At 55.5% G+C, this 14,260-nt stretch carries 14 protein-coding genes; 9 read left to right on the forward strand and 5 right to left on the reverse strand.

Going from position 1 to position 14,260, the window contains the following annotated elements; all coding sequences use genetic code 11:
- Window positions 1–33 precede the first annotated feature (33 nt).
- The 3 genes from ACXAGA_RS10380 to ACXAGA_RS10390 are packed head-to-tail and all read left to right on the forward strand — an operon-like array spanning window position 34 to window position 3,139.
- Window positions 34–1,887: an ABC-F family ATP-binding cassette domain-containing protein gene (locus ACXAGA_RS10380; RefSeq protein WP_475117405.1), complete on the forward strand. Its 1,854-nt coding sequence runs from the start codon at window positions 34–36 to the stop codon at window positions 1,885–1,887.
- Window positions 1,888–1,923: 36 nt separating this feature from the next.
- Window positions 1,924–2,544: a MarC family protein gene (locus ACXAGA_RS10385; protein WP_475117406.1), complete on the forward strand. Its 621-nt coding sequence runs from the start codon at window positions 1,924–1,926 to the stop codon at window positions 2,542–2,544.
- A 34-nt stretch (window positions 2,545–2,578) separates the two neighbouring features.
- Entirely contained in the window at window positions 2,579–3,139 is a 561-nt protein-coding gene (locus tag ACXAGA_RS10390) for a retropepsin-like aspartic protease family protein (protein ID WP_475117407.1), read from the forward strand.
- On the opposite strand, the gene ACXAGA_RS10395 is transcribed toward ACXAGA_RS10390, so the two are convergent.
- From ACXAGA_RS10395 to ACXAGA_RS10405, 3 genes are read right to left on the reverse strand one after another with little or no spacing between them, the layout of a single operon-like run.
- A complete protein-coding gene (locus ACXAGA_RS10395; RefSeq protein ID WP_475117408.1) occupies window positions 3,140–3,595 on the reverse strand; it encodes a GFA family protein in 456 nt (151 codons plus the stop codon). It abuts the gene before it with no gap.
- Between the two features lie 22 nt (window positions 3,596–3,617).
- Window positions 3,618–4,079 carry a DNA polymerase III subunit chi gene (locus ACXAGA_RS10400; protein WP_475117409.1) on the reverse strand — a complete coding sequence of 154 codons (462 nt, stop codon included), beginning with the start codon at window positions 4,077–4,079 and terminating at the stop codon, window positions 3,618–3,620.
- A 2-nt stretch (window positions 4,080–4,081) separates the two neighbouring features.
- On the reverse strand, window positions 4,082–5,548 hold the full coding sequence (locus ACXAGA_RS10405; protein ID WP_475117410.1) for a leucyl aminopeptidase: 1,467 nt from the start codon (window positions 5,546–5,548) through the stop codon (window positions 4,082–4,084).
- Between the two features lie 135 nt (window positions 5,549–5,683).
- Here ACXAGA_RS10405 and lptF point away from each other — a divergent pair, with 135 nt between their 5' ends.
- The 6 genes from lptF to rsmA are packed head-to-tail and all read left to right on the forward strand — an operon-like array spanning window position 5,684 to window position 13,031.
- Window positions 5,684–6,811 (forward strand): LPS export ABC transporter permease LptF, encoded by a 1,128-nt coding sequence (lptF, locus tag ACXAGA_RS10410; RefSeq protein ID WP_475117411.1) that lies wholly within the window; start codon window positions 5,684–5,686, stop codon window positions 6,809–6,811.
- Window positions 6,808–7,902, forward strand: coding sequence for an LPS export ABC transporter permease LptG (gene lptG, locus ACXAGA_RS10415; RefSeq protein WP_475117412.1), 1,095 nt, complete (start codon window positions 6,808–6,810; stop codon window positions 7,900–7,902). Before lptF ends, lptG begins: the two co-directional genes overlap by 4 nt.
- Complete coding sequence (locus tag ACXAGA_RS10420) at window positions 7,902–9,992, forward strand: LPS-assembly protein LptD (RefSeq protein ID WP_475117413.1); 2,091 nt, start codon at window positions 7,902–7,904, stop codon at window positions 9,990–9,992. The genes lptG and ACXAGA_RS10420 overlap by 1 nt, the downstream gene beginning before the upstream one ends.
- 10 nt (window positions 9,993–10,002) lie before the next feature.
- Window positions 10,003–11,199: a peptidylprolyl isomerase gene (locus ACXAGA_RS10425; RefSeq protein ID WP_475117414.1), complete on the forward strand. Its 1,197-nt coding sequence runs from the start codon at window positions 10,003–10,005 to the stop codon at window positions 11,197–11,199.
- Window positions 11,196–12,161 (forward strand): 4-hydroxythreonine-4-phosphate dehydrogenase PdxA, encoded by a 966-nt coding sequence (pdxA, locus tag ACXAGA_RS10430; protein ID WP_475117415.1) that lies wholly within the window; start codon window positions 11,196–11,198, stop codon window positions 12,159–12,161. Before ACXAGA_RS10425 ends, pdxA begins: the two co-directional genes overlap by 4 nt.
- Before the next feature lie 30 nt (window positions 12,162–12,191).
- Entirely contained in the window at window positions 12,192–13,031 is an 840-nt protein-coding gene (gene rsmA / locus ACXAGA_RS10435; protein WP_475117416.1) for a 16S rRNA (adenine(1518)-N(6)/adenine(1519)-N(6))-dimethyltransferase RsmA, read from the forward strand.
- On the opposite strand, the gene ACXAGA_RS10440 is transcribed toward rsmA, so the two are convergent.
- Window positions 13,021–13,620: a DNA-3-methyladenine glycosylase I gene (locus ACXAGA_RS10440; protein ID WP_475117417.1), complete on the reverse strand. Its 600-nt coding sequence runs from the start codon at window positions 13,618–13,620 to the stop codon at window positions 13,021–13,023. The two genes, rsmA and ACXAGA_RS10440, sit on opposite strands and share 11 nt — an antisense overlap.
- Window positions 13,621–13,667: 47 nt before the next feature.
- Complete coding sequence (locus ACXAGA_RS10445; RefSeq protein WP_475117418.1) at window positions 13,668–14,237, reverse strand: DUF4167 domain-containing protein; 570 nt, start codon at window positions 14,235–14,237, stop codon at window positions 13,668–13,670.
- Window positions 14,238–14,260 lie beyond the last annotated feature (23 nt).

Genomic DNA, 14,260 nt, shown 5'->3' on the forward strand with positions numbered 1-14,260 from the left:
ACGCAAGCAGCGTCATCAGGCAATGACGCATCTATGCTACGCCTTGATGACATCAGTTATTCGATCGAGGGTCGTGTTCTGATTGACCACGCCTCTGCTGTAATTCCCACCGGCCACAAGGTCGGCCTAGTGGGCCGAAATGGTACGGGAAAAACCACTCTTTTCAAACTGATACGGGGCGACCTGCATCTGGACACGGGCGACATCACCCTGCCCAACGGTTGGAAAATTGGCGGCGTCAGCCAAGAGGTACCAGGAAACGAAGTATCCCTGATCGACACCGTTTTGGCCGCAGATACCGAACGCGCGTCGCTGATGGCAGAATCGCAAACCGCCACCGATCCAACCCGCATCGCCGATATTCAAACCCGCCTTGCCGATATCGACGCATGGAGCGCCGAACGCCGCGCCAGCACGATCCTAAAGGGTCTGGGGTTCACCGACGAAGAACAGCAAATGCCATGCTCGGCCTTTTCGGGTGGCTGGCGGATGCGCGTCGCATTGGCTGCCGTTCTGTTTTCCGAACCTGATCTGCTGCTATTGGACGAACCGACCAACTATCTGGACCTCGAAGGCGCGCTGTGGCTGGAAAACTATCTGACGAAATATCCGCACACCGTGCTGATCGTCAGCCACGACCGCGAACTGTTGAACCGGTCGGTCACGGGTATCCTGCATTTGGAAAACCAGTCGCTGACCTATTACACTGGCCCCTATGACAGCTTTGCCAAACAGCGCGCCGAACAACGCGCGGTTCTGATGCAAGCAGCCAAAAAACAGGACGCACGCCGCGCCCATCTGCAATCCTTTGTCGACCGGTTCAAAGCCAAAGCGACCAAGGCCAAACAGGCGCAATCCCGCGTTAAGATGTTGGAAAAAATGGAAACCATCCGCGTGCCCGAAGACGCCGCGCGCACCGTTTTCACCTTTCCATCGCCCGAACCACTGTCCCCGCCTATCATCCGCGTCGAAGGCGGCAGCGTGGGTTACGACGGCAAACCGATCCTGCGGCACCTGAACCTGCGTATCGATCAGGACGACCGCATCGCGCTGTTGGGCCGCAACGGCGAAGGCAAATCGACGCTGTCAAAATTGCTGTCCGACCGTTTGGACCTGATGGATGGCGACAAACACAGCAGTTCGAAACTGCGCATCGGGTTCTTTGCCCAGCATCAGGTGGACGAACTGCGCGTCGAAGAAACGCCATTGCAGCACCTTCAGCGCGAATTGCCCGAACTGCACCAATCCAAACTGCGGGCGAAATTGGCGGGCTTTGGCCTGATGGCCGCCCAAGCCGAAACCGAAGTCGGCCGTTTGTCGGGCGGTCAAAAGGCGCGTCTGTCGCTGCTGCTGGCGACCTTGGATTCGCCGCATCTGTTGATTTTGGACGAACCGACCAACCACCTAGACATCGAAAGCCGCGAAGCATTGGTCGAAGCGCTGACCGAATATTCGGGCGCTGTGATCCTTGTCAGCCACGACATGCACCTATTGTCGATGGTCGCCGACCGCCTGTGGCTGGTCAAAGACGGCCGCGTTGCGCCCTATGACGACGATCTGGCGGCCTATCGCGCACTATTACTGCAATCGGACAAACCCGCCGACAAACCAAAGGTCGAAAAGCCGAAACCACAAAAGGCCGACCGCAACACGATCCTTGCCCTGCGGGCCGAAGTTCGCAAATGCGAAGACCGCATTGAAAAGATCAATGAAATTCGTGAACGCGTCGCAACCGAACTGGCGGACCCTGCCCTGTACGAAGATGCCAGCGCCGACAAACTGGAAAAACTTAACCGCAAATACGCCGAAGCCGTCGATGCCACAGAACGCGCCGAAGAATTGTGGATGGAGGCATTGGATAAATTGGAACAGGCTGAAAACGGATAGTTTGCCAGATGGTCAAATATCGGCTAGCACGTCGCCATGACTGAACTGATTACCGCCTTCACGACCCTATTCGTGATCATCGACCCGATCGGCCTTGCGCCTTTGTTCGTGGCCCTAACCCACGGCCAAACCGCAGCGCAGCGCCGCGGGATCGCCATTCGTGCGTGTTTGATCGCGCTGGCTATTTTGGTCGTGTTTGCGTTTGTCGGTGAATCTTTGTTGGAATTTGTGGGCATTTCTATGCCGGCATTCCGTATCGCGGGCGGTATTTTGTTGTTTCTGACCGCGCTGGAAATGCTGTTTCAAAAACGCCAGACACGCCGTCAGGGTCATACCGACGATGCCGCCGAAGACCACATCGACGATCCATCCGTTTTCCCAATCGCGATTCCGTTAATCGCCGGCCCCGGCGCCATCGCGACCATCATCCTACTCACCGAAGAAGCAGCCAGTGTATTCGACTACGCGTCGGTGTTTGGTGTTTTATCCGCCGTTTTGCTGATGGTGTTCGTGATGTTCCTGGTCGCGATCCCGCTGGAACGGTTGTTGGGGCGCGTTGGTGTCAACGTGGTCACCCGAATTTTGGGCATGCTGCTGGCCGCACTGGCCATCCAATTCATATTGGACGGTTTGCGGTCTTTTGGTTTGGCCCCTTAACACCTATCTATTGCGCATGGATAGTTACGACAAAATGCGCCTTTTGTACCTTGGGCTGTTGCTGGCCGTCATTTTGGGATCGTTGTTGATGCGATCGGGTGGCCGCATGGGCCATGTGTTGCGGCAGGCAGGTCTATGGGTTGTCATCTTTGCGGGTGTCAGCTTCGGGATCGCCGCCCTACAAGGTGATTTGATCCTTTCCAGTCAAAACCAGACAGTGCTGGATGACGGCAGGATTGAACTGACCATGCAGCGCGATGGGCATTATTACCTAACCGCGAACGTCAACGGCACCCCGATTGAATTTGTCGTCGATACAGGCGCCAGCCATATCGTCCTGACCCAAGCGGACGCAAAACGCGCGGGCATCGATGTGGCGAAATTACGGTATATCGGATCGGCCTCGACCGCGAATGGCATCGTGCGCACGGCGCCCGTTACGATCCAGTCTATGCAGGTTGATGATGTGACCGACAAAAACATCCGCGCCGTCGTCAATGGCGGCGAAATGAACGGATCACTTTTGGGGATGTCCTATCTGAACCGATTTCAAAAAATTGAAATCAGTCAGAACCGTTTGGTGCTTACGCGCTGACTATGTTTCGTGATCGGGATGTTGGTGCGACGTTGCGATCGCCTGTTCAGTTGTGATGAAATCCATATCGCTTTTGTGGCCGGGCACCGTATCCAACATATCGAAATGTTCGGTCCGGCTTTCGACGCCCCATACAAATTTCAATTTAACCGCGTCAGGTTTATCCAGTGACGCAATGCTGATCGATAGATGGGGCCGACCTTCGCGCCGAAAGGCGAGCGTTGTTCCGCAATCACGGCAGAATGATCGCTCTGCCACGTCAGAACTGTTGAAAACTTCGGGTAGGTTGCGGGTCCAGATCACATTGCTCACGGGACAAGACACCCAAAACGCAACCAGCGAACCGGTGGCTTTTTGGCACATACGACAAAAACAAGCGTGTCCGTTGTCCATTAAATTTGTAATGCGATAGCGCACGCGGCCGCACTGGCATCCGCCAGCATGATATCCGTCCACCTGATATTCCCCTACGTATGAATTACCCAGTTTCTGCTTTTTTGGTCCAGCGCCCCCCCTCTTGGGCCCAATATTGCGCAGTGGTTCCCGCGCCGGTCAACTGTTTCCATGCGTTACGGGCAATTTGAACCGCATCGCCGTCATGGCCGTCAAACACGACCATCGCGCGTTCGGCCGATGCGACCTCTTCGGCGGTGAGGACTGCACCATGAACCGACACGATGCAGGACGGGTTATTCGCGCGATTTGCCGCGGTCGTCAGCAAAATGGGCTGATCTGCGTCATGCGGACCGCCCGACATGCCATGCGGCAAAAACGTTGGGCCTGCGCCTTTCCATAGTTCGACATCCAGTCGGGCCAACCGATCAGGATCGGTGCCGCGCAGTTCAACACGCCAACCCGCCTCTAGCGCTTTGCCCAGCAATATAGGCAAAGCGCGTTCAAGGCTGTCTTCGGTCAGATGATAAAAATACGCGGCGCCCATGGTTACGCTTCGTATTTGTCAGCGATCAATCGGTTCAACGCCATCACGCCCCAACCTGTCGCCCCTTTCGGCGCAAGAGCCGTTTCCGATTTGGTATCAGCCGTGCCAGCGATATCAATGTGCGCCCATGGCATGTCGTCTTTGATGAACCGTTTCAAGAACTGCGCCGCAGTGATCGATCCACCTGCACGGCCGCCGGTGTTTTTCATATCCGCTTTGTCCGATTTGATCAGTTTGTCATAGGCTGGGCCCATCGGCATGCGCCATGCACCTTCGCCTTCAGCCGCAGCCGATCCAACCACATTGGCCGCAAGCGTATCATCATTGGAAAAGACGCCTGCGTGTTCATTGCCCAACGCGATGATAATTGCGCCCGTCAGGGTCGCCAAATTGACGATGCCCGACGGGTTGAACCGTTCTTGCGTGTACCAAAGAACATCCGCCAGAACCAAACGGCCTTCGGCATCGGTGTTGATGACCTCGATCGTGTCACCTTTCATCGATTTCACGATGTCGCCCGGGCGCGTTGCATTACCTGACGGCATATTTTCGACAAGACCCACCAGACCGACCACATTCGCTTTGGCCTTGCGCAGGGCCAGTGTTTTCATCACGCCCGACACAACACCCGCGCCGCCCATATCCATGGTCATATCTTCCATGCCGGCGGCAGGTTTCAGGCTGATGCCGCCAGTGTCAAACACCACACCTTTGCCGACGAACGCAAATGGTGCCTCATCACCGCCGCCGTTCCATTTCATCACGACGACTTTCGACGGGCTATCGGACCCTTGCCCAACACACAAAAGAGACCCCATTCCCAATTCTTCCAATTGGGGCTCTTCCAATACTTCAACTTCGATACCCAAATTACTGAGGTCTTGTAGTTTTTCAGCAAACGTGGTCGTCGTCAAAACATTCGCAGGTGCGCTGGTCAGGTCGCGGGTAAAGAACACACCTTCGACGACGGCAGACAGCGGAGCATAGGTTTCTTTCGCCGCATCCACGTCTTTGACCATGACCGAAATGGTTCCGTATTCAGGCGCGTCGCTGGATTTACATTCCGTGTAGGCATAGGCGCGCATGGCCAGACCGAATGCGATTTCTTCGGCTTTGAAAACTTGTGCTGCCAATAGGGTCACATTGCCCGATCCCATCACCTTGGCGATCGACGCGCCAGCCTTGCGGGCCTCTGATTGCGAAGGACGGCGCGGCAATTTGACCACCAGCACAGCGTCAGCGGCAACGCCAGCCGGATAGGCCAATGTGGTCACATCGCCCGACCCCATTTTTTCAAAACCATCAGAATCAACCAGGCGTTCGACCGCTTTTTTCGTCAGGCTGTTCACCTTGCGGGCCGATTGGTCCAATTTTCCATCCTCGGTGACGAAAATGACCACTCTGCCTGCGATTTCCGCGATGTTTTCCAGCGAAAAATTGGCAAATTCGATTGATACGGGGGTGGTCATAAGTGTCTCCTTGTTGGATCGTTTCGGCAATTGGTAGCCTGCGACAGCTAGAATGACCAGAATGCGGTTCAATCCCCCGTTCAAATCGGCTAGCGTCCTGCCAGTTAAAACCAATTTCACATTCGGGGGAATGCAGTGCCACGTTTCGACAGATATTTGCTGTCGCAATTACTGACCGTGTTCGGCTTTTTCTCTCTCGTGCTGGTGATGGTGTACTGGATCCGCGCGGCGGTGACGCTGTTTGATCGCCTGATTTCGGATGGGCAGTCGGCGCGCGTTGTGTTGGAATTGACCGCACTGTCATTGCCCAGCGTTATCCAGATCGTCCTACCTTTGGCGGCGTTCGCGGCAGCCGTATATGTCACGAACCGCCTGACATCGGACAGCGAATTGGTCGTGATGCAGGGCACAGGGTTTTCGCCATTCCGTATGGTGCGGCCCGCTGTGTTTTTCGGGATCATCATCACCATGCTGACCATGGCCGTCAGCCACTTTCTGGTGCCCGAAGCCGCCTACACAATGCGCATCCGCAATGCAGAAATTAGTCAAAACATCACCGCGCGTCTATTGGTCGAAGGTCAGTTTCAGACCCCGACGGATGATTTGACCGTCTACATTCGCGAAGTGACCCGTAACGGCGAATTGGTCGATCTGTTCCTATCGGACACCCGTTCAGAAACCCAAGAGGTGACCTACACCGCGACCAAAGCCTATCTTATTCGCACCGACAATGGCCCGCAATTGATCATGGTCGAAGGTCAGGCGCAAACGTTGGACTACGCGACCAACCGTTTGATGGTCACGACCTTTGATGATTTTGCCTATGATCTGGGCGACCTGATTACGACATCGACGAACACAGCGCGGCGGATATCGCATTACAATTCGATCGATCTATGGTTCCCGTCTGACCAAGTGCTGACCGACACAGGCAAAACCGCAGGCGTTTTGGCGATGGAGGCACACAGCCGCAACGCTGGCGCCTTGCTGGCTTTGGTTGGTGCGGTTTTGGGCGCGGCATCATTGCTGGTCGGCGGGTTCAGCCGTTTTGGCGTCTGGAAACAGGTCGTATTGGCGATCTTTTTGGTGATTGCTGTGAAATTCGTTGAATCAATGGCCGCGAACGCCGCGCGGACACAGCCGGAAAATTGGCTGCTGCCCTATATTCCTATCGTCTTTGGATTGGCTGTATCATTCGCGTTGCTGGTCCTTGCGGCAAACCCGGCACTGTTCAAACGCAGCAAAAGACAGGTGCTGTCATGATTTTGCATCGTTATTTTGCATGGCGTTTTATGATCACTTTGGGATCGGTTTTTGCGATCTTTGGGTTGATTTTGATCTTTGTAGAAATCGTTGACCGGCTACGTGAATTTCAGAATGTCGACGCGACGTTTACGCAAATTTTGGGCATGGCGCTGCTGAATTTGCCTGTCGGCATTTACCGCATCATCCCGCTGCTGATTATCCTCGCGACTGTTTGGCTGTTTCTGGGCCTTGCGCGGACGTCTGAATTGGTTGTGACGCGATCGGCGGGTCGGTCCGCATTGCGCGCGCTGGTTGCGCCGTGTTTGCTGGCCTTTGCTTTGGGCCTTGCTGTGATCGGCATACTAAACCCGATCGTTGCAGCCACCACGCGCGAATACGAAGTCCGAGAGGCGGCCCTAAAAGGCACAGACACATCGTTTTCTTTGGCATCTGACGGGCTATGGATGCGTCAGGGATCGCAGGAAACACAAACCGTTATTCGCGCAGGCAGCAGCAATTTGGACGGCACGGCGTTGTCAAACGTGACCTTCCTGACTTTCGGGGTGGGTAGCGGCCCGCTACGCCGTATCGACGCCCAAAATGCGCAATTGGCGAATGGCGAATGGCGCATCACAAACGCCAAAGTTTGGCCGTTGCAGGACGTGGATAACCCAGAAACCGCCGCTGAATTTTTCGAAACCATCACTATCCCGTCCACACTGACTGCGGACCAAATTCGCGATAGTTTCGGAACACCGTCGTCGATCCCGATCTGGGATTTGCCGGGTTTCATCAACCGGCTTCAAACTGCTGGATTTAGCGCAAGACGCCATCAGGTTTGGTTGCAATCGGAATTGGCGCAGCCGCTGTTTCTGATTGCCATGGTGATGATCGGTGCCGCCTTTACCATGCGCCCACAACGCGGAGGCCGCACAGGCCTAATGGTGATGTATGCGATCTTGCTGAGCTTTACGTTGTATTTCCTGCGAAACTTTGCGCTTATCTTGGGCGAAAATGGGCAAATTCCAGTGTTGTTATCCGCATGGGCGCCGCCGTTTGGCGCAATCGGCATCGCGTTAGGCGTTCTTTTGCATTTGGAGGACGGATAATGCGCCGCCTAATCACAGCAATTATTCTATCTCTTCCCCTGCCCGTTCATGCGCAAATGGCAGCGACGCTGCTGGCAGATCAGGTGACTGTGACGGCGGACGGACAGCTATCAGCCACCGGCAATGTCGAAGTGATGTTCGACGGCACCCACATGCGGGCGGCGGCGATTACATACACGCAATCCACCGACCAATTGGATATCTCTGGGCCTATATATATCAGCACCCCGAACGGTGATGTTTTCACAGCAGATCAGGCGCAGCTAAGCCCGACGTTACAAACGGGCCTACTGCTAAGCGCGCGGATGGTTCTGGACAATCAGCTGCAACTGACCGCGGGGCGCATTGATCGGACGCAGGGCGATTTGACCCAATTGTCGCGCGTTGCGGCAACATCGTGCAACATTTGCAATGATCGTCCGCCTTTGTGGGAAATCCGCGCCAATCGTATCATCCACGATGAAAACGAACAGCAGCTGTATTTGGAAAACGCCGTGATGCGCGTGCGGGGTGTTCCGATATTCTGGCTGCCGTATATGCGATTGCCAGACCCGTCGTTGGAACGCGCAACCGGTTTTTTGGTGCCTAGCTATTCATCAAACGATCTGCTGGGAACAGGCATTAAGATGCCATATTTCATCCGCCTTGGCGATCACCGCGACCTGACGCTAACGCCCTATATCAGCGCCGAAACCAAAACGTTAGAGGCGCGATATCGACAGGCATTCGCAAACGGCGATATCACGATCAACGCGGCGACCAGCGATGACACTATCGTCCCCGATACGCTGCGCGGGTACGTCGAATTAGTGGGTCGTTTCGATTTGGATCGCGGGTATGAACTGCGGTTCGGGGCAACAGGTGTGTCCGACATCAGTTACCTTAACCAATATGATTATTCGGACCAAGACCGCCTGAAATCATACGTGACGGTCGACCGCTATACGGACACAGGGTTCACTTTTGGCGAAATCGCGATCTATCAATCGACGATCGCCGGCGAAAACTCTAGCAGCCTGCCGCCTTTGGTCATGTCGTTTGCGACCGAAAAACAGCATGACATGTTCGGTGGAAACCTGACCCTATCGGCGGACAGCGACCTGCATTTCAGGTTTGGAACCGATGACGCTGGCAATGCCGCTGATGTGTTGCGGGTCGGAACCGCAGCCGACTGGTCCCGCAACTGGATATCCTCTGGCGGTTTGATGATCGACGCGGATCTGGGGCTACAGATCGACAGCTGGGTCATTGAAAACGATCCCGATCAGGGCGGCACCCGCATCAGCCCGTCCGCTGCCGTGACGCTGCGATATCCAATGATGCGCCAAAACGCATCGGGCGGTCACGATCTGTTGGAACCGATCGCGATGATTGGCTGGGCCGGAGATTACGGCGCGACCGTCCCGAACGAAGACAGCCTGTCCGCCGAACTCAGCGAAAGCAACCTGTTCGAACTGTCGCGTTTCCCTGGCGATGACCGGATCGAAAACGGGGCACAAATCGCCTATGGCGGATCATGGCATCGCACATCGAACAATGATTGGACCGCACATGTGGTGATTGGCCAGATTGTGCGGGAAACCGCCGCGACCTATTCGTCATCATCGGGCCTGTCGGGGGCCACATCTGATATTCTGGCCGCTGGTCAGTTTTCCATGAACGACGGCCTGTATGTGTTGGGCCGCGCTGTGTTCGACACCGACCTAACCGCGAAAAAATCTGAACTACTTATCGGAACCGACGGTGACTATCTGGATCTTTCGGCGTCTTACGTTTGGCTGCCGCTGGACACAGACGAAGGCCGCGACGCCGACATCTCTCAGTGGGCCGTCAGCGCCGATTACCAAATCAACGATATTTGGTCTGTCGGCGCAAATGGGCGCTATGACGTTGCCGCCAATGATCCGGTCAAGGCAGGCCTATCCGTCGGCTGGCGTAACGAATGTGTCGAAGTCGAGCTTTCGGCCTCGCGCAGTTATACATCTTCAACTACTGTAGAACCGACTACAGATTACAGCCTGACGATCGGGCTGGCAGGTTTCGGGACGGGGGCGACTTCGGTCACATCCCGTCAGGCCTGTCGAAATTAACGAGGCGAAAATGAAATTGCTAAAATCGCTTGCTCTTGTCGCAACCTTGGCGCTGCCTGCCACTGTTCAGGCCCAAGGATTGTTTTCCCCAGCGATTATCGTAAACGATAGCGCGATCACAGCCTATGAACTGGATCAGCGTACCCGCCTATTGGACCTGTTCGGCACAAACGGCGACCTTGCCGCAATTGCGCGCGAACAGCTGATTGATGACCGCCTACGCCTAGATTTTGTGAATGTTCGCGGCCTGACAATCACCGACGACGCCCTGAACACCGCGATCGAAGAATTCGCAGGCCGCACAGGGCGCAATGTGCCTGAACTAACGGCTGCGCTGGCTGCGCAAGGTGTGTCGTATGAAACCTTGCGCGATTACGTCAAAGCCAACAGCGTGTGGCGCGATTATGTGCGCCGCACCTATGCCTCGGATTTGACCGTCACGGATTCAGACATCGACGCCGAAATTGCGAATACATTAGGCGCGACCAACAGCCTAAGCGTGCTGCTGTCCGAAATCATCATCCCTGCCCCCGACGAACAAATGGCCGAAGCGATGGCGCTGGCCGAACGCATTAGCCAAATTCGATCCATCAGCGAATTTTCGGCGGCGGCGGCTGAATATTCCGCTGTCCGCACCCGCGAAGATGGCGGGCGTCTACCATGGCGGTCGATCACCGAATTCCCCGAAGGTTTGCAAAACCTTTTGTCAAACCTGAAACCGGGTGAAACCACGCAGCCACTGCAACTGGATGGTGCGATTGCTATTCTGCAACTGCGGTCGATCCGCGAATCCTCGGGTGGGTTTGTTGCGCCGACACAGATCGAATATGCGACGATGTCGCTTCCGAACACTGCGGAACTGCGCCCGATGATCGATGCAATCCCGCAAAACGTAGATCGCTGCGACGATCTATATACCGCCGCAAATGCTTTCGCGGGTGCAACTGTCGAACGGATCACGGCTGCGCCATCGCAGATCGCCAATGACCTCACATTGGAAATTGCGCGTTTGGATGTAGCGGAGATTTCGACGGGCCTGACACGCGATGGCAATCAAACGGCTGTCGTCGTCATGGTTTGTGACCGCTCGGCTGGCACCGTCGATCGTGATGCGATCACTGCAAATGTCCGCAGTCAGATTTTGAACGGATATGCCGATACGCTGCTGGCCGAATTGCGTGACAACGCGGTGATTGTGTATAAATGACCGTTGCGATCAGTTGCGGTGAACCCGCTGGTATTGGGCCCGAAATCGCAGCCAAAGCATGGGCCGCGCTAAAATCCGATTTTCCGATGGTATGGATTGGCGATCCGTCCCATTTACCCGCTGGCACACCGTGGAAAGCCGTTGAAACACCCGAACAGGCCGCATCGGTTTCGCAGGAATATTTTCCGGTCTTGGCCAAAGATTTCGGCGCGCCATTAACCCACGGCACGGCTAATCCCGTGCATGCGGCCGCTGTTATCGATTCCATCGAAACAGGCGTAAATTTGGTTCAGTCAGGCCAGTGCCACGCGATCTGCACGGCGCCGATCCATAAAAAAGCATTGGCAGACGGGGCTGGTTTCACCTACCCGGGCCACACCGAATTTTTGGCGGCTTTGGCTGGCGTCGATCAGGTCGTAATGATGTTGGCAAGCGACGCCTTGCGCGTTGTCCCCGCGACCATTCACATCGCACTAGAAGATGTGCCGAACGCCTTTACCGCTGCGGTTCTGACCGACACTGTTTTGATCACCCACGCAGCATTGCGCCGTGATTTCGGCATTTCCAAGCCTCGGATCGTGGTGGCTGGTTTGAACCCGCACGCTGGCGAAGGTGGGAAAATGGGCATGCAGGAATTGGACTGGATGAACCCAACCGTCGAAGCCTTAGCCGCGCAAGGCATCGATATACGCGGCCCCCTGCCCGCCGATACCATGTTTCATGCCCGCGCCCGCCAAACCTATGACGCAGCGATTTGTGGATACCACGATCAGGCCCTTATCCCGATCAAGACGCTTGATTTCGACAACGGCGTGAACGTCACTTTGGGCTTACCCTTTGTGCGGACTTCGCCCGATCACGGGACGGCGTTTGATATCGCCGGCAAAGGGGTTGCAAACCCATCCTCGATGATTTCTGCCCTGAAAATGGCCCATAAAATGGGAACGCAGCGCGGCGCTTGACCACGCACAAAAAACGGCAGACAAGGCACTATGGCCCGTATCGATAATCTACCGCCCCTACGCGACGTGATCGCGACCCATCAGCTTTCTGCAAAGAAATCGCTGGGACAAAACTTTTTGCTGGATTTAAATCTGACCGCAAAAATCGCACGTCAGGCCGGTGATTTGACCAATTCAGATGTTTTGGAAATTGGCCCCGGTCCGGGCGGTTTGACGCGTGGCCTATTGGCCGAAGGCGCGCGCCGCGTTTTGGCCATCGAAAAAGACGCCCGTTGTTTGCCCGCATTGCAAGAAATTTCCGATGCCTATGATGGCCGTTTGCAGGTCATCAATGGTGACGCGTTGGAAATCAATCCTCTGGAACATTTGACGCCTCCGATCAAAATCGCCGCGAACTTGCCCTATAACGTGGGCACGGAATTGCTGGTGCGTTGGCTGACGCCTGACGTCTGGCCGCCGTTTTGGGACAGCCTGACCCTGATGTTCCAAAAAGAGGTCGCGCAGCGCATCGTCGCCGAACCAGGCAGCAAAGCATACGGCCGTCTGGCCATCTTGGCCCAATGGCGCACGGACGCGAAAATCGTCATCGATCTGCCACCGCAGGCGTTTACCCCGCCGCCCAAAGTGTCATCGGCCGTTGTCCACCTAAAAGCACTGCCAGAACCGCGCTATCCTGCGGACGCCGCGACCTTATCGCGCGTGGTTGCTGCCGCGTTCAACCAGCGCCGCAAAATGTTGCGCGCGTCCCTAAAAGGCGCGGCCCCAGATATCGAAGATCACCTGATCGCCGCTGGTATCAAACCCACGGATCGCGCAGAACAAATCGGACTAGAACAATTCTGTGCCCTAGCCCGTTCGATCAAAGGCTAAATTCGGCCTGCGCTTTGGTAGCCGCATCGCGGTGAATGCACCCTGTAACGTGATCATTCACCATGCCTGCCGCCTGCATAAACGCATAGGCCGTGGTCGGGCCAAAGAATTTCCAGCCGTCTTTTTTCATTTGCTTGGACATGGCTTGGGCCGCGGGCGACGTGCCGCGCTGTTCGGTCCCCGACCCCAAATCGTTTGGATCCGCAAATGACCACAAATACCGCGCCAACGATCCGTGGGCCTGCTGCGCAGCTATCGCCAGTTTCGCGTTGTTGATCGTCGCTGTGATTTTACCGCGATGCCGCACAATCGATGCGTCTTGTAGCAACCGATCGACGTCTTGATCATCGAACAGTGCGATTTTGTGGAAATCGAAATTGGCAAAACCAGCCCGAAACCCATCGCGTTTTTCCAAAATCGTCCGCCAGCTTAAGCCCGATTGAAACGATTCCAACGTCAATTTTTCGAACAGCTTTAGATCATCCGACACGGGCCATCCCCAGTCGTCATCATGATAGGCGATGTAATTGTCCGTTGCCGTGCACCACCAGCACCGCGGTTGACCATCGGATGTAACGCTAATTTTCAAAACCCTAATCCCATAAAAAAACCCGGTCATAGACGACCGGGTTCCTTTTATTCCGCTGCAGCCGCGCTGTCATCCGCAGGTTTTGCGGGTGCGTCGGCTTCGGGCTTTGGCTTTGGTTTACGTGCGCGCGGCTTGCGCGCTGGTTTTTTCTTTTCTTCGGCCGGAGCGGCGTTTTTTTCAGCGGTTTCTGGTGTTTCTACCAAACCGCTATCGCCGTTTTCATTTGCCGGAGCCTCTACAACGTCGGGCTGTTCACCGGCGCCGTTTGCGGCCTCTTCCTGGGCTTTCAAACGTTCGGCGCGTTCGCGATCGCGTTCGGCCTGACGTTGGCGGTTGGCCTCTTCTTGCTCTTCGCGGGCTTTGTCGACTTCGCGTTGGGCTTCGGCCAAAAGACGCAGATAATGTTCAGCGTGCTGGGCAAAGTTTTCCGCAGCCACACGGTCGCCAGACAATTGGGCGTCGCGATGTAGCTGGTTGTATTTATCAATGATCTGCTGCGGCGTACCACGAACTTTGCCGTCCGGACCGGAGCTGTCAAAGACGCGGTTGATAATGTTACCGCCCGAAGGACGATTGTTGCGGTTCTTACCGCGCGACCGGGATTTCGATGATCTCATGAACGTGCTTTCGTGCAGCGTAA

This window comes from Marivivens sp. ABH4_498 (genome assembly GCF_056160585.1).

Bases quoted from the DNA above. Each gene is read 5' to 3' on its own strand.
- ACXAGA_RS10385 (WP_475117406.1), top strand. From the start codon at position 1,924: ATGACTGAACTGATTACCGCCTTCACGACCCTATTCGTGATCATCGAC.
- ACXAGA_RS10420 (WP_475117413.1), top strand. From the start codon at position 7,902: ATGCGCCGCCTAATCACAGCAATTATTCTATCTCTTCCCCTGCCCGTT.
- ACXAGA_RS10445 (WP_475117418.1), bottom strand. From the start codon at position 14,237: ATGAGATCATCGAAATCCCGGTCGCGCGGTAAGAACCGCAACAATCGT.
- ACXAGA_RS10380 (WP_475117405.1), top strand. From the start codon at position 34: ATGCTACGCCTTGATGACATCAGTTATTCGATCGAGGGTCGTGTTCTG.
- ACXAGA_RS10405 (WP_475117410.1), bottom strand. From the start codon at position 5,548: ATGACCACCCCCGTATCAATCGAATTTGCCAATTTTTCGCTGGAAAAC.
- ACXAGA_RS10390 (WP_475117407.1), top strand. From the start codon at position 2,579: ATGCGCCTTTTGTACCTTGGGCTGTTGCTGGCCGTCATTTTGGGATCG.
- pdxA (WP_475117415.1), top strand. From the start codon at position 11,196: ATGACCGTTGCGATCAGTTGCGGTGAACCCGCTGGTATTGGGCCCGAA.
- ACXAGA_RS10400 (WP_475117409.1), bottom strand. From the start codon at position 4,079: ATGGGCGCCGCGTATTTTTATCATCTGACCGAAGACAGCCTTGAACGC.
- lptG (WP_475117412.1), top strand. From the start codon at position 6,808: ATGATTTTGCATCGTTATTTTGCATGGCGTTTTATGATCACTTTGGGA.
- ACXAGA_RS10425 (WP_475117414.1), top strand. From the start codon at position 10,003: ATGAAATTGCTAAAATCGCTTGCTCTTGTCGCAACCTTGGCGCTGCCT.
- rsmA (WP_475117416.1), top strand. From the start codon at position 12,192: ATGGCCCGTATCGATAATCTACCGCCCCTACGCGACGTGATCGCGACC.